This window comes from Thermococcus sp. 101 C5 (assembly GCF_009372125.1).
Taxonomy (GTDB): domain Archaea; phylum Methanobacteriota_B; class Thermococci; order Thermococcales; family Thermococcaceae; genus Thermococcus_A; species Thermococcus_A bergensis.
The window spans coordinates 1-18,561 of sequence record NZ_WHIZ01000003.1; the positions used below are offsets into that span (position 1 = coordinate 1).

The following is an 18,561-nucleotide window of genomic DNA, read 5'->3' on the forward strand; positions in this document are numbered from 1 at the left end:
GTAATGTGTTATGGTCTGAAAATCCTCCTCAGAGTCAAATACTGTTTAAATAACAGGGGGTGAAACTAAACACGCCCTGCTATGGCTGTCCAGTTATAAGCACTTGGCGCCAATCTAGGGGCAAGTCCTACGTTGGCGACAACACCATCACCCAACAATATCAAAAGAAATGTACCTACAATTTCTGCCATAATTATTGCTTTGTCGGATGGTTCGTCGGGCATTTCTATACACCACCGTACAGTTTTTTTTCAAAAATGTTTTATTTAATACCTATTTAATAAACTTTTTTGTTATAACACATTATTATCCTTGTGAGTAATGGGTGTTCCCTTTAACTAAGTGTTAAAAAACAGGGTGCAACTTTGATAATTTGTTCAAAAACACCGTTATTTTCTTTTACAAAATTACCAATTTTTCAAAGTTTTTTGCACAAAATACATATAGGACTTCGGGAATTCCTCATACTGGTGATGCTCATGAACGCAGTTCAACTTGTAAGCAGAGATATTGAAAAGGTGATAAGAGTACAGACGAAAGTTATAGACTATATGACAGACTTCTTTGTGAAGAAGGGCTTTAAGTGGCTCTTGCCAGTTATGCTTAGTTCCATAACCGATCCATTGTGGCCCGATCCAGCTGCCAGTAAAATGAGGGCTCCAGAGATTGAAGCCTATGGAACAAAACTCAAGCTCATGCACAGCATGATTCTGCATAAGCAGTTTGCAATAGCTATGGGACTGGAGAAGATATTCGTCCTTTCACCGAACATCAGGCTTGAGGAGAGGGATAGAGACGACGGCAGGCATGCGTATGAGTTTAGCCAGCTAGACTTTGAGATAGCCTATGCGAGCATGGAGGATGTGATGGGGTTGATTGAAGAGCTTATGGTGGGTCTTTTCAAGGAAGCAAGGAAATGGGGAGAACTTGAGGAAAGAGGACTGCCAAGGATTAAGGCGCCGTTCAAGAGGTTTACCATGAGCGAAATAATGGAAGAGTTTGGAGACGACGAAGAGGCAAGCAAAGCAATGGACGAGCCTTTCTGGATAACGGACATCTCAAGGGAGTTCTATGATAAGGAAGACCCTGAAAGACCGGGACACTTTAGGAACTATGATCTGGTATTGCCCGAAGGTTATGGTGAGGTTTCAAGCGGTGGAGAAAGGGAGTGGCAGTATGAAGTAATAGTCAGAAAACTTAAGGAAAGCGGCCTGAGCTTGGAAGCTTTTAGGCCTTACCTCGAGGTTGCAAAGGCTGGGAAGCTCAAGCCCTCTGCCGGAGCCGGCATCGGCGTGGAGAGGCTTGTTAGGTATATGGTTGGAGCAAAGCACATCGCTGAGGTACAGCCCTTCCCAAGGATTCCGGGAATCCCTGCTGTTATCTAGCTTTGTCCCTTTATTCTATTTTCCATAAGTTTCCAAACCTGTTGTAATGCACTCTGTCTGGCATTATCTCTTTTTCACTGTGGGATGGCTTCTCTTCAGCTGGATACCCTATGCCAATGACGCATAGAATCCTTATATGCCTTGGAATTCCCAGTAGCTCTCTTATATACTCCTCTGCGCTTTTCTCTTCGCTGTGCATTCTGTCGAGCACATGTCCCCAGCATGCCCCTAATCCAAGGGCTGTTGCCGCCAGCTGTATATGCTCTGCTGCTATAGATGCATCAAACACCCATGCGGAGCTTATGTTCTCATCTCCACATACAACTATTGCAAGCGGCGCTGTCTCCAAGAACCTCAAAGCTGGCCTAGTCTGAGCCAGTTTTTTGATAAGGTCTCCATCATCAACAACTATAAAATGCCATGGCCTTCTGTTTCTTGAACTCGGCGAATAGAAAGCGGCCTCAAGGATTTTCTTCACGTATTCTTCCGGAACTTTCTTGTCCTGAAAGCGCCTTATGCTTCTCCTCCTCTTAAATACCTCAAAAAACTCCATACGCTCCACCTCAAAAAGAAAAAATTAGAGGGAGAATATATCCTTTGCGCTGTATTCGGGTTCACGTGCTTTGCTAACCTTGAGCTCCATGTTGAAAGCGTTTATGATGGTTCCTTCTTTTTCTGCCCACAAGCCTGAAGGAAGGGCTAAGACATCACCTTTTAGCTCCTTTCTGGGCTTTCCTATAACCACATAGGCCTCTGCCTCGGGTAATCCTTTAACTCCAAGCTTCAGCAAGCCTACTTCATTGACACCTTCGTGGAGTATGAGGGTAGGTACTTCCAATGGTTCAGCAGGTGCTTCAAGTACAGCAACTTCGTAGTCTTCCTCCACGAACTCTTTGCCTTTCAGCAGCACCTTCAGATAGGGATACTTTTCGATGTCCGCTCTTAAAAGAACTTTCTTGGCTTTCTTTATGTCCTCTGGGGTTGCTGTGGAAATCCCTTCCTCTACGAAGGCTCCAAGTTTGAACCCTCTCTCCTCTGCAACTTTCTTGAAGTACTCAATCTCCTCATTCGTCAGCTCGGGAGTCAATATAAGGGCAATGTCCTTGTGGCTCCCTATGAATTCTCTGACTTTCTCCCATTCCACTTTTTCGCCGTTGAGAAGCGGGAATGTTAAATCCTCAGCCCACGGCCTCTTAAAGCGGCAGATGTCACAGAGGTGTCCGTTGTTCCATCCTGCCACTGAAGAAGCCCTAACGAGCATATCCTCGTAAACCTCGATGTTCATTTCACATGCAAAGTTACACCCGTTGCAGACAGTTTTTACTGGCTTGGTTTTCCACGGGCCGGGTTTTATGAACGGCAGTTTTTCGCTTATAGCTCCGGTTGGACAGACGTCAATCATGTCCCCTATGAAAACCCCGTCCATATCTCCAAGTGTCTCTCCAAGAGGAGGCGAAATTCTTGTTGTGAATCCCCTGAAGAGGTAGTCCACAACTCCTTCTCCAGCTATCTCGTGGGTTAAGTTGACGCACCTGCCGCACAGAACACACTTGTTGTTGTCGAGGACAACGTTTGGATGTGTCTCATCGATTTCAAAGCGGTTTGTCTCGCCCTTAAACCTGTCCTGCTTTGCCTCGTAAAGCGTGGCATACTCTCTAAGCTTGCACCTGAAGACCTCCATACATCCACAGCTCATACATCTCTCTGCTTCCTTAAGCACTTCCTCCTCTGTTAAGGTCTCCTCGACTTCAACGAATCCTTTAATTCTTTCCTCAGCAGGCTTTAATTTTGCTTTAACCCTTGGCTTCTTCTCCACATGCTCATAGTCCTTTTCGGTGACGTCTTTCCAGTGGTTGTATGGTCTCAGGTCGAAAAGAACTCTGTATAGGTCGTCATCCTCCACTATTTCCTCTATGTGCTTTGAAGGCTCAAGGAGCGCTTCCCTTGCCTTGTTGAGCTTGCCTTTGAGGTAGAGGTCAATCATCAACGCGGCTTTTCTTCCAGTTGCTATACTCTCTATGACAGTTGAAGGTCCTAAGACAAGGTCTCCTCCCGCGAAAACCCCTTCAAGGCTTGTCTGTAATGTTATCTCATCTACCGCGGCTTTTCCACGCTTGGCCTCTATGCCGAGCGCCTTCAAGAAGGAATCATCGCAGTACTGGCCGATGGCAAGGATGACGTTGTCAGCTTCCAAGAAGAAGTTTGAGCCCTCTATTGGTACTGGACGTCTTCTTCCGCTTTCATCTGGCTCGCCCAGCTTCATTCTAATTAGCTCAACCTTTTCTACCTTGCCGTTGCCATGGATTTTAACAGGGTTGGCAAGGAATATGAACTCAACTCCCTCCTCTTCTGCTTCCTCAACTTCCCTTGGGTTTGCAGGCATTTCTTCCCTTGAACGCCTGTAAACAACAGTAACCTTTGCGCCAAGCCTTAAAGCCGTTCTTGCGACATCTATAGCAGTGTTTCCACCGCCGACAACGATAACCCGTTCGCCGAGCTTTACTTCTTCGCCCATGTTGACCTTTCTGAGGAACTCGATGCCCTGCATGACACCTTCAAGCTCTTCTCCCTCTATGCCCATTTTCTTACCTTTCCATGCTCCAATGGCTAGGAAAACGGCATCGTATTCTTTCCTGAGCTCTTCAAGCGTTATATCCCTTCCAAGCATGGTGTTGGTCTTGACCTCAATACCCGTGTTAATGACCGTCGCTATATCCTTGTCAAGGACGTCGCGCGGGAGCCTGTAAGATGGAATACCGTAGCGCATCATTCCACCAAGCTCTGGCATGGCCTCGATTATGGTCACATCATGACCCATAGTTCTCAAGTAATAGGCGCATGCAAGTCCCGCTGGGCCACCACCAACAACTGCTACCCTTTTGCCTGTAGACGGAGGTATCTCAGGCATCCATGGTCCGTGTTCGAGATCGTAATCAGCCGCAAACCTCTTGAGCTGTCTTATCGCGAGGGGCTCCTCTACGAGGTTCCTTCTGCACTTGCTTTCACAGAAAGCCGGACAAACCCTTCCAAGAACCGCTGGGAGGATGTACTTCTCCTTCATGAGTTTGACTGCCTCATGGTATTTGCCCATCGCAATTAGTGCAAGATATCCCTGAACATCACTGTGCGCCGGGCACCCATCTTGGCATGGGCCTATACAATCTCCGTAATGGTCGGAAAGCATTAGCTCAAGGGCGGTTCTTCTCATTGAAATTATCTTTTCGTTTAACGTTTCTATTGCCAGACCTTCGACTGGCCTGAGTGTACATGAAGTTGCAATCCCCCTGGGAGTTTCGACTAAGCAAAGGCGGCATGATCCATAGGGCTCGAGCTCAAAATCGTAGCACATTCCTGGGATGTGTTCTCCTTTTTCCCTCAGGCTTTGGAGGAGCACCTTGTTTTCGGGGACGTCAACTTCCTTACCATTTACGATGACCTTGACCATGTCAATCACCCTCGTAGGCATCAACTATCTCTATGGCGTCAAACCTGCACACAGTATAGCACGTTCCGCATTTTATGCAAGCTTCTTGGTCTATTACGTGCGGCTTAAGCTTCTCTCCGCTTATTGCTTTGACAGGGCAGGAAATTGCACACGCTGTACATCCTGTGCACTTGTCGGGTATTATGACATACTTTATGAGGGGTTTACACACCTTGGCCGGGCACCTCTTGTCTTTCACGTGGGCGATGTATTCATCCATAAAGTAGCGAAGCGTTGTAAGAATAGGATTCGGTGCAGTTTGTCCGAGACCACATAGGGAGCCGGCTTTCACTTTTGTGGCAAGCTCCTCGAGCTCCTTTAGGTCATCCATTGTCCCCTGACCGTTGGTTATCTTATCCAGAACCTCCCACATCCTCTTCGTCCCCAGCCGGCAGAAGGTGCACTTGCCGCAGGACTCTTTCACGGTGAAGTCCAAAAAGAACTTGGCGACGTCGACCATACAGGTGTCCTCGTCCATAACCACCATTCCGCCGCTCCCCATTATGGCCCCGGTGGCGTTGACGCTCTCGTAGTCAACCGGCGTGTCGAAGAGCTCCTCCGGGATGCAGCCGCCGGAGGGGCCGCCGAGCTGGACGGCCTTAATCCTCTTGCCGGTCTTCGTGCCGCCTCCGATCTCGTAGAGTATCTCCCTCAGGGTGATGCCCATGGGCACCTCCACGTTGCCGCCGTGCTTTATCTTGCCCGAGAGGGCGAAGACCTTGGTACCCTTGCTCTTCTCGGTTCCGAGGGAAGCGTAGGCTTCCCAGCCGTGCTTTATTATCCACGGGACGTTCGCCCAGGTCTCGACGTTGTTTATGTTGGTAGGCTTGCCCCAGAGGCCCTTTTGGGCTGGATATGGCGGCCTCGGCCTCGGCATCCCGCGCTTGCCCTCGATGGAAGCAATCAAAGCAGTCTCCTCACCACAGACGAAGGCTCCGGCACCTTCCTTGATCTCGATGTCAAAGGAGAAGCCAGAACCGAGGATGTTCTCCCCGAGGAAACCCCTCTCACGCGCCTGCTGGAGTGCTATTTTGAGGCGCTTTATGGCGAGCGGGTACTCGGCACGGACGTATATGAAGCCTTTGGTAGCCCCAATGGCGTAGGCACCGATTATCATCCCCTCTATGACCCGGTGGGGGTCTCCCTCAAGCACGTTCCTGTCCATGAAGGCTCCCGGATCACCCTCATCGGCGTTGCAGATGACGTACTTCTCGTCTCCCTTCGCCTCGCGCGTGAACTTCCACTTCAGGCCCGTCGGAAAGCCGGCGCCGCCCCTTCCGCGGAGGCCAGACTTGATGATGACGTCTATTATCTCCTCGGGCTTCATCTGGAGGGCCTTCTTCAGGGCCTCATAACCGCCAGCTTGAATGTACTCGTCTATGTTTTCTGGATCTATGTAGCCCGAGTTCTCAAGCACTATCTTCTTCTGCTTGGCGAAGTAGCCGTCAACGTCCCACGTCCTTCTCTCCCCGTCCTCCCACCAGTCCCTCTTCACTACCCACTCCTCGATGGGCTTACCTTTGATAACGTGCTCCTCGATGATCTTGGGGACCTTCTTCGGGTCGACGTGACCGTAGGTGATTATTTCGTCCTCGGTGATTATGTCCACGAGGGGCTCGCGGTAGCACATCCCCACACAGCCGACTATCTTGAGCTTAACACTCAACCCTCTCTCTTCCAGCTCGCGTTTTATTGCCTCGTACGTCTCCTTGGCACCGGCCGCTATGCCGCACGAGTTCATTCCCACAGCTATCGCCTTTATCTCAGACATCGAGCTTCCCCTCCCTGAGGTCTCTAATCAGCTTCCTCACCTTCTCCGGCGTCAGCTTGCCGAACACCTTCTCGTTGATCATGATGACCGGTGCAAGACTGCAGCAGCCAAGGCAGGCGACCCTTTCAAGAGTTATAAGCCCATCTTCGGTTGTCTGGCCCTCTTCAACTCCAACTTCTTCTGTAATTGCCTGAGAAATGTTGACAGCTCCGTTAACGTGGCAAGCTGTTCCATGGCAGATTTTGACGACATACTTTCCAAGGGGCTCAAAACGGAACTGGGCGTAGAATGTGGCGACGCCATAAACTCTGCTCAGGGGCACCTTTAAATATTTTGAAATCTCCTCTAGGGCCTCTCTTGGGAGATAACCAAAAATTTCCTGAGTTTTCTGCAACAATGGAATCAAAGAACTGGGATTCGGCTCATAACTATAAATGTACTCAAACTTTGAATTCATGATCACCACCTGCCATTACTATACTATTTATCTACGTCAACGTTTATAAACGTGCACTGAAGTATATGTTTGTAACATTTGGTTGGTCACCTTTTGTTTAAAAAACCCTTAAATCAATTCTTTACAAATATAAACAATGAATAACGGATTCGGGTGATTATCTTGCGATATGTAAAGTTGCCAAAGGAAAATTTTGAGGAATTCTTCAATTCCCTAAGGAAATGGGGCAAATTGTATGCTCCAACTAAGAAGGGCAACATATACTCCTTTCAACATGTAGAGAACCCTCCAGAGATAGCCTTTGATTATACCCGTACAATGCTTCCTCCGAAGAAGTTCTTTGTGAGGCCTAAGGATGAGATGCTGCGACTTAGGGGGGGTAAATGGGAGGAGAGCGATGGAGCCGAACCAATAGTTCTATTTGGGGTTCATTCATGTGATATACACGGATTGGAGATACTTGATAAGGTCTATCTTGCAGAGCCTGTGGATCCATATTACAAAAAGAGGAGAGAAAATTCAATAATAATCGGCATTAGCTGTATGCCCGATGAGTACTGCTTCTGCAAAAGCCTGGGCACGGACTTTGCAATGCACGGCTTTGATTTGTTTCTCCACGAACTCCCTGACGGCTGGTTGGTGAGAGTTGGCAGTGTTAGGGGTCACGAGATAGCGTGGGAAAACGAAGAGCTCTTTGAAGAGCTTACTGAGGAGGACGTAAAGAACTTCAGAGAATTTGAAGAGAAGAGAGCAAATTCCTTCAAGAAGCATCTTAACAAGAAAGGCCTTGAAGATATCCTTGATTTGGCCTACAACAGCCCGGTGTGGAAAAAGTACGAGAAGATATGTCTTGGATGCGGCAACTGCAACATGGTCTGTCCAACATGCAGATGCTACGAAGTATGTGACCTCTGGATGAACGCCTATGAGGCAGCGAGAGTGAGGAGATACGATTCTTGCTTCATGGAGAGCCACGGCTTAGTTGCTGGAGGGCATAACTTTAGACCAACCCGTTTGGATCGCTTCAGGCACCGCTATTACTGCAAGAGCTACTTTGACCCCTCAGCAGGCTTCAACTGCGTTGGATGCGGAAGATGTGATGAGTTCTGTCCGGCTAGGATAGAGCATGTTAAGGTTCTTGATGAGGTAAGGGAGGGGTTACAATGACCTTTCAAACACATGATGCGAGGATTTTGGAAGTTAAGGAGCTCACCTCAAGGGAAAAGCTTTTCACACTCCGCTTTGTCGATCCCGAAATCAACAGAAGCTTCAAATACAAGCCCGGTCAGTTTGTTATAGTTGACATAAGAGGCTTTGGAGAGTTTCCGATAAGCCTGTGCTCAACTCCCACGAGGGAAGGTTACTTCCAGCTCTGTGTTAGAAGGGCCGGGAGAATGACAAAATACATGCACACTCTAAAGGAAGGCGATGTGATTGGAATTAGGGGACCTTATGGCAATGGCTTTCCAATGGAAAAGATGGAAGGTTCGACTTTAATTCTGGTGGCTGGAGGATTAGGGATGGCTCCCCTCCGCTCAGTGCTGTGGTATGCTCTGGATACAGGGAAATACGAGAAAATCTACCTCTTCTACGGTACAAAGGCCTATGAGGACATTCTTTTCAGGGATGAGGTGATACACCTCCTCAAACATGGGGAGGACATGAACTGTCATGTGAAGCTTGCCTACGAAGTGGAAAGCCCTTCATGTATATACCTAGAGAAAGGTTATTCGCCGAGAGTGTGCAAGGGAGTTGTCACAGATCTCTTCAGGGGAGAAACCTTTGACGTCGAAAACACCTATGCGCTAATCTGCGGCCCACCGGTGATGTACAAATACGTTATCAAGGAGCTCTTGGATAGGAAGCTCCCCCGGGAAGGATTTACATGACCCTCGAAAGGAGAATGCGCTGTGGGGTTGGAAAATGTGGACACTGCATCGTGGGAACGAGCACGTCCATTAAATACGTGTGTAAAGACGGCCCTGTCTTCACTTATTGGGACGCTCTATCTACAAGGGGGCTGATATGATGCTTAAGCTTGGTGTTTTTGAGCTGACCGATTGTGGGGGATGTGCCCTCAATATCCTCTTCCTCTACGAAAGGCTCTTTGATCTCCTCGAATTCTACGAGATAAAGGAGTTCCACATGGCTTCGAGCTTTAGAGAGCATGATACCCTTGACGTGGCTATAGTTACCGGGAGCGTATCAACTCAGAGAGACCTTAATTTGCTCCACTATGCGAGAAACCACTCCAATTATCTCATTGCCCTTGGGACGTGTGCCACCCATGGAGACGTGCAGGCGAGTGTTGAGGGAAAAATAAGGGACAAGCTTGAGAGGGTTTATGGAACGAGAGCAAACCCAATGAAAGCGTTGGACTCAGCTCCAATTGTTCAGCACGTCGCTGTTGATTACGCCTTGCCGGGTTGCCCTTATGATAAGGATGAACTTTATCAGGTGCTCATGAATTTGGCAAAAGGTGTTGAGCCACCTACAAAGGACTACCCGGTCTGTGTGGAGTGCAAGCTCAATGAATACGAGTGCGTCCTCGTTAAGAGAGGCATTCCCTGTTTGGGTCCGATAACGCTCGGCGGATGCAACGCTGCATGTATAAAATCCCACCTTGGCTGTATTGGGTGCAGGGGACCTCTACCGAAGGAAGCAAACCCTGCAAGTGAGTTCGAGATTCTCAAGGAACTTGGCTATGACGAGGAGTACATCAGGAGAAAGTTCAAGACTTTTGCAAGGGGTGAGCTGAGATGGTGAGCATTGAAATTGAGGCATTTACAAGAGTTGAAGGAAACGGAGGGGCAGAGGTAATCATCGAGAACGGGGAAGTGAAGGACGTAAGAGTAAAAATATTTGAAGGGCCAAGGTTCTTCGAACTCCTCACCCTTGGAAGACACTACTGGGATGTGCCCGACTTGGAGGCAAGGATATGTGCAATCTGCTATCTCTCACATTCAGTCGCTTCAGTTCTTGGAATAGAGCGGGCTCTGGGAGTTGAAGTTCCAGAGGAGATAATGCTCCTAAGAGAACTCGGCCTTCTAGGAGAACTCATCGAAAGCCATGCTTTACACCTGTACCTCTTAGTGGCCCCAGACTTATTTGGCTATGCTGACGCAATAAGAATGGCTAGCAGACATGGAGAGGTAGTAAAAGAAGGCCTTACAATCAAGGCGTTTGGCAACTACATCCGGGAAGTTATTGGTGGAAGGGAGATACACGGCATAAACGTCAAGCCCGGTGGATTTGGGAGATATCCAACAATAGAAGAGCTTGAAAGAATGGAAAGACAAAGTGAGGCATTATTAAAGCTTGCAAGGAGGGCAGTGGGCATATTTGCGGATCAGGAGTATTTGGGAGCAAAAGCAGAGCATTACGTTGCAGTTAACGGCTACCTCTATGGGGATAAACTTATCGCGGACGATGAAGGGGGCTTTGACTACTTTGAACACATAGAAGAAAAAACCCTGCCCTACAGCTTTGCAAAGCAGAGCAGGTACAAGGGAGAAGTATTCATGGTGGGGGCCCTTCCCAGGGTAATGCTGAAGCACGAAGCCCTCACCCCGATGGCAAAGCACCTTTATGAAGAATACAAAGAAAAGCTCTCTCAGGGATACGCAAGCTTAAACAATCTGGCTCAAGCCATTGAACTTGTATATGCCCTTGAGAGAACAAAGGAAATAGCTCAAAATCTCCTCGACAGAGGAATTAAAGGTGAAAACGTCCCAGTAGAGCCTCGGGAAGGAGAGGGAATCGGATACGTGGAAGCACCCAGAGGCGTTTTGCTGCACCACTACAGGATTGATGAAAAGGGCAACATAGCGTATTCCAACATAATAACTCCAACCGCGTTTAACCATGCCATGATGGAGCTCAGCCTTTACGAAGAGGCTAAAAAGAGATATGGAAGCTCAGATGAAGTGACTTTCCTTCAGAAGCTGGAAGAGACTGTAAGGGCATTTGACCCATGCATTTCCTGCTCTGTGCACGTTGTTAGACTGTGACTCTTCTTTTTATTTTTGTAGTGCAAAAGTGTTATATATGCAAAGAGCATTGACTTAATTATAGAGGTGAGAGTTTTGGAATCTCTGGAAGAAGTTTTTAGACTCATTGACAAAATAAAGTTTGGTGAGATTGCACTCGTTGAGTACCGCAGGTCTTTCATACCCGAGTTCATGACCCTTGGGCTTCTGTACTACGGGAAATCGAGGGGTTTGCCGGTTATAATTGATGATAACTTTGATTCCCTTCACGTTATCCAAAAGCATCTTGAATTTCTTGGTATTAATGAGGACTTTAGAGATGTTCTTGTTGTTAAAACCGGTGGAAAAAGGAAGGTTGGAAATGTTGTTAAGAGAATAGAGTTTGTCAGCGAGCCGGTTATATACATAAGAAATTATGAAGAGGAAGGGAGAGCAGTCTTTTCACAGGTTGAAAACTCCATAAACATTGTCCTTGGCCTGGAAAGACTGTTTTCTTTCGTGTCATCAGTATCGGAATTTTATACCTTTATTCTTACGATTCAGTCTTTCCTTGGAGATGATAGAAGAAAGGCCTTCTATCTGGTCAATAAAGATATTGCATCGTCAATTCCATTTAACCCTCTACCCGAACTTGAAAGAATAGCAACTACGGTGATTGAAGCCACTCCAAGACCTACAAGCGGTATCTTTACCTTCAAGAAATCCCCAAGTTTGGACTTATTTGGAAAGAAAGTCGAAATCTCTGGAGGGGAGTTAGGATGGAAATAACGAAAGAGAGGCTTTTTAGATTAATAGATAGGACACCCTTTGGTGATTTGGTTCTGATCGAGGATGATACTTCTTACGGCTCGGTTATTGCCACTTATGTTTTAGTTAAGTATGCACGAGAGAAAGGAATGAAAATTATGATTGATGACAGCTTGGACATGCTTTTCCTTGTAAAAATGCAGCTCAAGCTCCTTGGCATTAATGAGGACTTTTCAGACGTCTTTGTAATCAAAACTGGAGGAAAGATGAACGTTGGAAACGTTGTGGGAAGAATTCCCCTGGAACCAGAGCCGGTAATATATTTGAACAGATATGAGGACATAGCAAACAAAGTTTTTTCTGAGGGGAAGTACATCAACATAGTTCTTGGGCTTGAAAGGCTTTTCGCTTTCTTCCAGAACTCTAATGAGTTCTACACCGTGATAAGCTCCATTTAGGGATTCTTAGGTAACAAGAGCAGAAAGGCATTTTATATAATAGACAAAAAAGTTGCTTCAAATCTCGAGTTCAACCCAATCCCAGAGCTGGAAGAGATAGCGACTACTCTGGTGTACCTCAAAGGGGAATACGGAAAGGGAAAGGTTCTCTTTGGTAAGACTTCGTTTATAGAGCTTTTGGGTAAGGAATATGAGGCCTCCCTTGAGAGAGTACTCCAGTGGTGAACATGGGGCTCTTTGACATTTTCAAAAAGAAAGATGATGCAATTGAGATAGTCTCAAAACGGCCCGTGGCTAAGTTTAAGGTGGAAAAGGTCTTTGAAATCTTTGGCAGGGAAATTCTGGTTGGAGAGGTCGTTGAAGGAGTTATCTACCCGGGCTATAAAATAAAGGGAAATGGCGCTGCGCTCATAAGGGAAATACAGAAAGACAATCAAAGGGTCGATTTTGCACTCGCATATGATGAAGTGGCCCTTAGTTTAGAGGGAAGGGTCAATGCAAAAGTTGAGGATATACTTGAGGTTTACCAGTCCTAAGAGCTTTTAAACCCCTTCACTCATGCTTTTTTGGTGGTGGATATGATAATATTTGACAACCACTTTCACGTTGACCCCTTTAAAGGGCTGTTCTTAGAGGCGGTTAAAGAATTCCACAAGGCTGGAGGGACGCATCTAAACGTCGTTTATAAGAGCGCCCACGACTATGGGTTTGAAGGAGTTAAAGCTGAGGACTTTATGAAAGCAATGGACTTTCACATAAGCCTTGTGGAGCGGATTAACAAAGAAACTCCTGTTAAGGCATTTGCTGTGGTTGGGGTTCACCCGGCGGAGTTTGCCTACCTTGCGGAGAAGAAAGGTGTGGAATACGCTAAGAACGAGGTCATGAAGGCGTTGGAATATGCGCAAAAGCTCTGCCTTGAGGGAAAGGCCATAGCGATAGGTGAAATTGGAAGACCTCATTACGAAGTAAGCAAAGAGATATGGGAAGCAAGCATTGAGCTAATGAAATATGGGATGGAGTTGGCCAAAGAGGCAGACTGTGCAGTTCAGCTCCACACGGAGAGTTTCAACGAAGAGAAGTTCAGGGAGCTCGGAGCGATCATTAAAGAAGTGGGAATAAAGCCATACAAAGTTGTTAAGCACTACTCCCCGCCGTTGGTCAAGGTCGCCGAGGAGGTGGGGGTTTTTCCTTCAATTCTGGCGAGCAAAAAATCCATTATGGAAGCCCTAATGCAGGGAAGCAGATTCTTGATGGAGACCGACTACATAGACGACAAAAGGCGGCCGGGAGCAGTTTTGGGCCCAAAAACCGTGCCCAAGAGGACGAAAGCATTTATCCAGCAGGGCCTAATGGATGAGGAAACCGCCTACAGAATCCACGTCGAAAATCCAGAAAAGGTTTATGATGTGGAGATAGATGAGTAAGGGCAATTAAACTCTTATCCCTTCTTCTTTAATAGTTTGTATGAACGAATCATTTCTCCTTCTGAATTCCTCTGGAGAAATAATAATCGGGCTTATGAGCTCCCCATACTCAAGAAGTACTTCGGTAGAAATATCTATGACATCTTCAAGTGGAACGTTACCAACAATCATCACGTCTATATCGCTTTCTTCTTCACTCTCTCCTCTTGCATAGGAGCCAAATACAATAATCTCCTGTACTTCATCTCCAAATTTTTCTTTTATTCTTTTTAAGAATACTTCAAGGGCTTTTTTCTTCATTTTTGATCATCTCCAGAGCCTTTTTAACCCTGTCCAAGAATGCTTCAGCACTTTCAACAAGTTCTTCAGCTTCTTCATGTGTTGGCTGGTAATAAATATCATAATCTGCCCGAGATCTCAGAACAAAGGCCTTGTTAAGTGCTTTAGCATATAACTCTTCAATAAATCCTTCCGTCACAAAATACAGCCCAAACATCTTGACAACTCCAGAGTGTTTTCTTGGCTTTATATCTTTTGTTAAGAGTAATGCTTTAGCGGCATGGAACATTGAATAGTATGCTCTACTTATTGCATCTCTAAGCTTGTTGTTTTTCAGAAGTATATGCGCTGAGGAAAGCTCCTCTTCTGCAAGTCTTAAGTGGCGCTCTATCTCTTCCCACATGATGCTCCCCAAGGAAAATTATGGCTAGCCAATATATTAACCCTTCGGGAGAAGAGAAATGGGCAGGGTGGAAGAGGTAGAAAGAAAATTCCAAGATTATATTGAGGATTACTTGCTGCCCATGGTTATTGTTGTCATCCTAGGCGTTGCCATCACTTGGGTTACCTTCTCTGAGGGGAGTTATGAAGCTTTCTGTTGAGTCTTTTAGGGGGGTATTCTCACATTGGGAACTCCGTTAGTGTTCATACTTAAGTCAATTTTTATTTTCAGCTGCATTTCACTATCTCCAGATAGATGCACAGGAATTCGTGGAAGCTTACAGAGAGGATTATCCGCAGATGAAGGATATTGAGATTTTGGAATCGGGATACAAGAAGGCTTTAAAATATCAAAGCGATGCGTTTATGGCAGCCCTTCTCGCTTGGCTTGGCTCTGGTTTTTACTTGGGGCTTTTAGCTTTAGCAATAACCACGGGAGTCTTGGCTGTTAAGAACTGGTCGTATTTATGGATGATAACTGGAGTTCTTTCGCTGGCCTCATTTGGGAGTTTTATCTTGATGATCCTTCATTACCTCCGCAAGCGCTCCATCGAGAAGGCTCTCTTCGCCATCCAGTTCAAGAAGGGCGACAAGGCAGAGATATCAATCAAAATCTAAACCTCTCCCGCCTCTCTCAAAATTCTTTCATAAAGCTCCTCGCTCAGCCAGAAGCCCGTGGCTTTCAGCTTTTCGAGCTCGTCCTTAAGGCTCTCTATCTCCCCACGAAACTTCGCTCTGAGGAGAATGCCGATAGTTCCCACAACTCTAAGTCCCAGAGCCCTCGCTACTTCTCGACCATCATAGTCGTCGATCAAAATAAGCTCGGCGTTCTTTTCAAGTGCTAGAACTATCGCCTCGCTCTCACCTTCATCCAGTTCAAGCATGAGAGTACGTTTTAACCTCTCGTCGGATATCTTCTCCACCTTGATCCATCCGGCGTTTTTAATTGCCCTTGCATCTTCGCTCTCGCCACCTTCAAGGACGCACTCTCGATAAACGGCTTCGGGGATAATTATTTCCCCAAAGAACTCTCGAAGAAGTTCAAGTCTGCCAATCTTGGCAAGATGGGTCAGAGGAGTTGAATCTCCTCTTGGCCAGTTCCTCAAGGAACTCTCTCTTGGTTACTCCCGCAAGCTTGGCAGCTTTTCCGAGGGAGAGAACTCCTCGCTGATACAAAATAACCGCAAGATCAATTTTCAGTTTCCTCTACTTCTTTCCTCGGAAGCTTCATTGCGGCGATTATATCTTCTGGAATTACTATTTCCATTTTCCCCCGGTTGATGGTTGTAGTGGAAAATATTTAAAACCTTAGCTAGACCCTAACCTTTCTCACAACTTTCACTTTCCCGGGCTTTCCGAGTTCTCCCTCTACCTCAAAGACCTTTCCGAAAAACTGCTCCACGACCCAGACGTTAGTTATTAAGTGCCTTGTGACTTCGCTCACCCATATCTCCCCTCCCGCGAAAGCTAGGAACGGTATGAGCTGGTCACCAAGGAACTTATCTACTGCATGTCCTGTCTTTAGTTGCTCTATAAGCTCATTTGCGGCCTCTCTTCCCACGACCTCTGCTGGCTTGCCTCTCTCCCCAAGGGCATCTCCTCCTAGGCGAAGAATGTCTGTGTTCGCCCATACGACGATTCCACTTCCCGGCCCCAGGTGGGGGTCTTTCCCAGCTTCATAGTACTCTTCCTTAATCTTCACCGGCACAGAAGGATAAACCCTCTCAAGGACTTCTCTTGCGGCTTTTGCCTGTCTTATAGCGACGTGAGAAGGCAACCTTACAGCGTGGCTTATTCCTTCAAAGCTGTGAAGTCTTTTAAACTCTGTAGCAACCAACGACTTCTTTTCTTCCCAAGGATAGGCTTTACCAACGACTAATCCTCCGCCTCTTGGATAGTGCCCCCTCCGCTTTATTTCTATCTCCACCCTAACGCCGAGCTTTTCGAGGGCGTAGAGGGTTACGTGCTTGAGATAATCAACTGGAGGGCTCCAGGGGACGTCAGTTCCCCCGGTTATCTCAAAAGTGACCTCGCTATCTGCAAAGACCATCGCTGGCAGAAGGGCTTGGAGAACAAGGGTTATGCTGCCGGCAGTTTTTATTGGTACCCTAATGTGTTTTGTTTTTGTCTCTTTGGGGTAAAACTCCAGTTCAGTTGAACCTTCTCTCGCTCCCTTTACTTCTCCATTTGAAAGCTCCTTGAGAGCTAAAACGCCGTATAGGTGCTGGGGTCTTAGTCCGGGTTTTGGTCTCTTAGCACGGATGTTTATTATCTTAACAGCCTCTCCTGTGATGACTGAAAGGGCAAGTGCAGTCCTTAATATTTGTCCCCCACCCTCTCCATAACTTCCGTTAATGACCTTCATTCTCCTCACCAAGAAACAGTACAAGCGCTTCATTTAAAAGTTCTTCTGACCTTGCGTTGGGTTTTTTCTCTTTGAGCCTCTTGAAGAGCTTTGATAGAGTTGAAGCGGTTCTGAAAGTTCTTTTCTCTTTGGGTATTTTCTCCACCACTTCACCCGACACTTTTACTCCAATCTTTTCCTCTAGGAGTTTCTTGAATTCTTCTTGGCTTAAATATAGCAGCCTTATCTTCACAGGCAGGTCATACTTTTCATTTTTGCTTTCCACTATCAGCGTGAACTCCACGGGAACTTTGAAGCCCTTAATCTTTGCGCTCCCTTTTTCCTTAATCCTTATGAGTTTTTCAACAAGTTCCTCGGGAGGCTCTCGGAGTATTAGAAATCCCTTGTGGGCTTTTAAGAACAGAGGGGCTCTGTAAATCCTATCTCCAATTTCACCCGCTTCAAAATCTTCCAAAGAATCCACATAGCTGTCCCAAACCACTACCGGAGGTTTTATTAGGATCTCTTTTCCTCTCTTTATCACTTCATGGAGCTCGCTATCAAAAAGCCGAAGTTTTAGCGAGCCAAGTTCAAGGACTTCTGGGATTTTAACGGCTCCCTTGATAGCTTCTTTCAAAACCTCTGAAAGGGGGAGTTCTGCATGGTTTATCACCAGCGTGTCTTCCATAAGCTCCAGAGCTTTGAGCTTTTCGATAAATCTCGGCGGGAGGTTTAGGCTTTTGAGTCCAAGTCTAACCGGTTCTTCTTTTAATTCTTCTTTGGATTTTATCTCCATTAGAAGATCTTTGCTGAGGGAGGTTATCTGATAGATCTCCTTCTTTCCCTGAAGGTAGAGGATCCCATTTGAGAGAAGCCTTAACCCAAGACGGCCAAGAAAAGAAGAAAGCTCGCTTTCAGTTCGCGTGCTTATTATCTCTTTCCCTTCAACATTCTCATACCCCTTATCCACCACAATGAAATCAGCCGGATGGATCCCCTTTTCGTATAGAAACCTCTCCAGGATGTCCCTGGCGAGCTCTTCGTTTTCCGCGTAGACTTTTATAAATTCCACTACCTCGTTCTTTCTAACCCCAATAAAGACTACTCCGGAGTATCTCTCCTTAGGTGTAAGCAGGTCAGTCTCCATGATTCTTTACTTTGATATTTGTTTTTATATCCTTTTTCAAAGGCTCATAAATCCTAGCGGCTCTCCGGTGTCAAGGTTTACTATCTTTACCTCTCTCTTTCTCGTGTCCAGAAATGCAACGCTCTTCACTCCGCTGACGTACCCGCAAACTTCACCGGGATTTAGAACTATGCTCCTTCCGGTTTCCCTTATCTCATACTTGTGAGTGTGTCCCCTTATCACTACGTCATAAAGCTGGCTCCGTATAAATGCTTCAACCACCTTCTCATTTGTACCATGCAAAAGAACTATTTTAAGTCCGTCTATCTCCAGTTCTAATATCTCCTCTTCTACTCCAATTGCCTTTTTGAGGCCTTCTCTTTCTCCATCGTTGTTGCCGAAGACTCCCTTAAAGTGCGCATTTAGCTTTGAAAGCTCCTTTTTGACAAAAGGTGCCACGTAATCACCTGCATGGAGCACGAGGTCAACGTTTTCTTTGTTAAACAGCTCAACGGCTTTTGCTATAGCCGGAAGATTGTCATGAGTATCGCTCATTATCCCTATCAGCATTTGTCCACACCTCTGTATAGTCAAGGATGAGGAGTTTATATCTTTATCTTCGGTGGGCTAAAGCTTAAGAACTTCATGTAATCAAC

General features: G+C 46.4%; 21 protein-coding genes and 2 pseudogenes. 11 read left to right on the forward strand and 12 right to left on the reverse strand.

Annotation, left to right across the window (positions count from 1 at the left end; all coding sequences use genetic code 11):
• Positions 1 to 65: 65 nt before the first annotated feature.
• On the reverse strand, positions 66 to 224 hold the full coding sequence (locus GBV73_RS11070) for a hypothetical protein (RefSeq protein ID WP_172967176.1): 159 nt from the start codon (positions 222 to 224) through the stop codon (positions 66 to 68).
• A 255-nt stretch (positions 225 to 479) separates the two neighbouring features.
• Here GBV73_RS11070 and GBV73_RS00655 point away from each other — a divergent pair, with 255 nt between their 5' ends.
• Positions 480 to 1,385 carry an asparagine synthetase A gene (locus tag GBV73_RS00655; protein ID WP_152878756.1) on the forward strand — a complete coding sequence of 302 codons (906 nt, stop codon included), beginning with the start codon at positions 480 to 482 and terminating at the stop codon, positions 1,383 to 1,385.
• 10 nt (positions 1,386 to 1,395) lie between these two features.
• Here the strand turns inward: GBV73_RS00655 and GBV73_RS00660 are convergent, their stop codons facing one another.
• The 4 genes from GBV73_RS00660 to nuoE are packed head-to-tail and all read right to left on the reverse strand — an operon-like array spanning position 1,396 to position 7,097.
• Positions 1,396 to 1,938: a nitroreductase family protein gene (locus GBV73_RS00660; RefSeq protein WP_152878718.1), complete on the reverse strand. Its 543-nt coding sequence runs from the start codon at positions 1,936 to 1,938 to the stop codon at positions 1,396 to 1,398.
• A 24-nt stretch (positions 1,939 to 1,962) separates the two neighbouring features.
• Positions 1,963 to 4,830, reverse strand: coding sequence for an NAD(P)-binding protein (locus GBV73_RS00665; RefSeq protein ID WP_152878719.1), 2,868 nt, complete (start codon positions 4,828 to 4,830; stop codon positions 1,963 to 1,965).
• Position 4,831: 1 nt separating this feature from the next.
• Positions 4,832 to 6,640, reverse strand: a complete 1,809-nt coding sequence (gene nuoF, locus GBV73_RS00670; protein ID WP_152878720.1) for an NADH-quinone oxidoreductase subunit NuoF — start codon at positions 6,638 to 6,640, stop codon at positions 4,832 to 4,834.
• Positions 6,633 to 7,097 (reverse strand): NADH-quinone oxidoreductase subunit NuoE, encoded by a 465-nt coding sequence (gene nuoE / locus GBV73_RS00675; protein WP_042701025.1) that lies wholly within the window; start codon positions 7,095 to 7,097, stop codon positions 6,633 to 6,635. The genes nuoF and nuoE overlap by 8 nt, the downstream gene beginning before the upstream one ends.
• 162 nt (positions 7,098 to 7,259) lie before the next feature.
• On the opposite strand from nuoE, the gene shyB reads away from it, so the two are divergent.
• The 8 genes and pseudogenes from shyB to GBV73_RS00715 all read left to right on the forward strand — a co-directional run bounded on the left by shyB (position 7,260) and on the right by GBV73_RS00715 (position 13,715).
• On the forward strand, positions 7,260 to 8,264 hold the full coding sequence (gene shyB / locus GBV73_RS00680) for an NAD(P)-dependent hydrogenase/sulfhydrogenase 2 subunit beta (RefSeq protein ID WP_152878721.1): 1,005 nt from the start codon (positions 7,260 to 7,262) through the stop codon (positions 8,262 to 8,264).
• A pseudogene (gene shyC, locus GBV73_RS00685) lies at positions 8,261 to 9,126 on the forward strand (NAD(P)-dependent hydrogenase/sulfhydrogenase 2 subunit gamma). Before shyB ends, shyC begins: the two are co-directional and overlap by 4 nt.
• The gene (shyD, locus tag GBV73_RS00690; RefSeq protein ID WP_152878722.1) at positions 9,123 to 9,863 is read left to right on the forward strand and encodes an NAD(P)-dependent hydrogenase/sulfhydrogenase 2 subunit delta; all 741 of its coding nucleotides are present in this window, start codon (positions 9,123 to 9,125) and stop codon (positions 9,861 to 9,863) included. Before shyC ends, shyD begins: the two are co-directional and overlap by 4 nt.
• Positions 9,860 to 11,107 carry an NAD(P)-dependent hydrogenase/sulfhydrogenase 2 subunit alpha gene (shyA, locus tag GBV73_RS00695; protein WP_371716957.1) on the forward strand — a complete coding sequence of 416 codons (1,248 nt, stop codon included), beginning with the start codon at positions 9,860 to 9,862 and terminating at the stop codon, positions 11,105 to 11,107. Before shyD ends, shyA begins: the two co-directional genes overlap by 4 nt.
• Positions 11,108 to 11,173: 66 nt before the next feature.
• The gene (locus tag GBV73_RS00700; RefSeq protein WP_371716956.1) at positions 11,174 to 11,854 is read left to right on the forward strand and encodes a DUF257 family protein; all 681 of its coding nucleotides are present in this window, start codon (positions 11,174 to 11,176) and stop codon (positions 11,852 to 11,854) included.
• Positions 11,845 to 12,516: pseudogene (locus GBV73_RS00705) on the forward strand (DUF257 family protein). Before GBV73_RS00700 ends, GBV73_RS00705 begins: the two are co-directional and overlap by 10 nt.
• 2 nt (positions 12,517 to 12,518) lie before the next feature.
• Positions 12,519 to 12,827 (forward strand): tRNA-binding protein Pbp11, encoded by a 309-nt coding sequence (gene pbp11, locus GBV73_RS00710; protein WP_152878757.1) that lies wholly within the window; start codon positions 12,519 to 12,521, stop codon positions 12,825 to 12,827.
• Between the two features lie 42 nt (positions 12,828 to 12,869).
• Positions 12,870 to 13,715 (forward strand): TatD family hydrolase, encoded by an 846-nt coding sequence (locus GBV73_RS00715; protein ID WP_152878758.1) that lies wholly within the window; start codon positions 12,870 to 12,872, stop codon positions 13,713 to 13,715.
• Positions 13,716 to 13,721: 6 nt separating this feature from the next.
• Here the strand turns inward: GBV73_RS00715 and GBV73_RS00720 are convergent, their stop codons facing one another.
• Positions 13,722 to 14,015, reverse strand: a complete 294-nt coding sequence (locus GBV73_RS00720) for a nucleotidyltransferase domain-containing protein (RefSeq protein WP_152878725.1) — start codon at positions 14,013 to 14,015, stop codon at positions 13,722 to 13,724.
• The gene (locus GBV73_RS00725; protein WP_152878726.1) at positions 13,996 to 14,397 is read right to left on the reverse strand and encodes a HEPN domain-containing protein; all 402 of its coding nucleotides are present in this window, start codon (positions 14,395 to 14,397) and stop codon (positions 13,996 to 13,998) included. The genes GBV73_RS00720 and GBV73_RS00725 overlap by 20 nt, the downstream gene beginning before the upstream one ends.
• A 58-nt stretch (positions 14,398 to 14,455) precedes the next feature.
• On the opposite strand from GBV73_RS00725, the gene GBV73_RS11075 reads away from it, so the two are divergent.
• Together GBV73_RS11075 and GBV73_RS00730 are read left to right on the forward strand one after the other, a co-directional pair.
• Positions 14,456 to 14,596: a hypothetical protein gene (locus GBV73_RS11075; protein WP_172967177.1), complete on the forward strand. Its 141-nt coding sequence runs from the start codon at positions 14,456 to 14,458 to the stop codon at positions 14,594 to 14,596.
• Between the two features lie 109 nt (positions 14,597 to 14,705).
• A complete protein-coding gene (locus GBV73_RS00730) occupies positions 14,706 to 15,053 on the forward strand; it encodes a hypothetical protein (protein ID WP_152878727.1) in 348 nt (115 codons plus the stop codon).
• Here GBV73_RS00730 and GBV73_RS00735 read toward each other — a convergent pair.
• The 5 genes from GBV73_RS00735 to GBV73_RS00755 all read right to left on the reverse strand — a co-directional run bounded on the left by GBV73_RS00735 (position 15,050) and on the right by GBV73_RS00755 (position 18,475).
• On the reverse strand, positions 15,050 to 15,541 hold the full coding sequence (locus GBV73_RS00735) for a DUF3368 domain-containing protein (protein WP_152878728.1): 492 nt from the start codon (positions 15,539 to 15,541) through the stop codon (positions 15,050 to 15,052). The genes GBV73_RS00730 and GBV73_RS00735 overlap by 4 nt on opposite strands.
• Entirely contained in the window at positions 15,477 to 15,611 is a 135-nt protein-coding gene (locus tag GBV73_RS11505) for a UPF0175 family protein (protein WP_305791174.1), read from the reverse strand. Before GBV73_RS11505 ends, GBV73_RS00735 begins: the two co-directional genes overlap by 65 nt.
• A gap of 136 nt (positions 15,612 to 15,747) precedes the next feature.
• Complete coding sequence (rtcA, locus tag GBV73_RS00745; RefSeq protein WP_152878759.1) at positions 15,748 to 16,800, reverse strand: RNA 3'-terminal phosphate cyclase; 1,053 nt, start codon at positions 16,798 to 16,800, stop codon at positions 15,748 to 15,750.
• Entirely contained in the window at positions 16,787 to 17,926 is a 1,140-nt protein-coding gene (locus tag GBV73_RS00750) for a hypothetical protein (protein ID WP_152878729.1), read from the reverse strand. The genes rtcA and GBV73_RS00750 overlap by 14 nt, the downstream gene beginning before the upstream one ends.
• Positions 17,927 to 17,962: 36 nt before the next feature.
• On the reverse strand, positions 17,963 to 18,475 hold the full coding sequence (locus GBV73_RS00755) for a metallophosphoesterase (RefSeq protein WP_152878730.1): 513 nt from the start codon (positions 18,473 to 18,475) through the stop codon (positions 17,963 to 17,965).
• Positions 18,476 to 18,561 lie beyond the last annotated feature (86 nt).

Bases quoted from the DNA above. Each gene is read 5' to 3' on its own strand.
- GBV73_RS11070 (WP_172967176.1), bottom strand. From the start codon at position 224: ATGCCCGACGAACCATCCGACAAAGCAATAATTATGGCAGAAATTGTA.
- GBV73_RS00655 (WP_152878756.1), top strand. From the start codon at position 480: ATGAACGCAGTTCAACTTGTAAGCAGAGATATTGAAAAGGTGATAAGA.
- GBV73_RS00660 (WP_152878718.1), bottom strand. From the start codon at position 1,938: ATGGAGTTTTTTGAGGTATTTAAGAGGAGGAGAAGCATAAGGCGCTTT.
- GBV73_RS00665 (WP_152878719.1), bottom strand. From the start codon at position 4,830: ATGGTCAAGGTCATCGTAAATGGTAAGGAAGTTGACGTCCCCGAAAAC.
- nuoF (WP_152878720.1), bottom strand. From the start codon at position 6,640: ATGTCTGAGATAAAGGCGATAGCTGTGGGAATGAACTCGTGCGGCATA.
- nuoE (WP_042701025.1), bottom strand. From the start codon at position 7,097: ATGAATTCAAAGTTTGAGTACATTTATAGTTATGAGCCGAATCCCAGT.
- shyD (WP_152878722.1), top strand. From the start codon at position 9,123: ATGATGCTTAAGCTTGGTGTTTTTGAGCTGACCGATTGTGGGGGATGT.
- pbp11 (WP_152878757.1), top strand. From the start codon at position 12,519: ATGGGGCTCTTTGACATTTTCAAAAAGAAAGATGATGCAATTGAGATA.
- GBV73_RS00715 (WP_152878758.1), top strand. From the start codon at position 12,870: ATGATAATATTTGACAACCACTTTCACGTTGACCCCTTTAAAGGGCTG.
- GBV73_RS00720 (WP_152878725.1), bottom strand. From the start codon at position 14,015: ATGAAGAAAAAAGCCCTTGAAGTATTCTTAAAAAGAATAAAAGAAAAA.
- GBV73_RS00725 (WP_152878726.1), bottom strand. From the start codon at position 14,397: ATGTGGGAAGAGATAGAGCGCCACTTAAGACTTGCAGAAGAGGAGCTT.
- GBV73_RS11075 (WP_172967177.1), top strand. From the start codon at position 14,456: ATGGGCAGGGTGGAAGAGGTAGAAAGAAAATTCCAAGATTATATTGAG.
- rtcA (WP_152878759.1), bottom strand. From the start codon at position 16,800: ATGAAGGTCATTAACGGAAGTTATGGAGAGGGTGGGGGACAAATATTA.
- GBV73_RS00750 (WP_152878729.1), bottom strand. From the start codon at position 17,926: ATGGAGACTGACCTGCTTACACCTAAGGAGAGATACTCCGGAGTAGTC.
- GBV73_RS00755 (WP_152878730.1), bottom strand. From the start codon at position 18,475: ATGCTGATAGGGATAATGAGCGATACTCATGACAATCTTCCGGCTATA.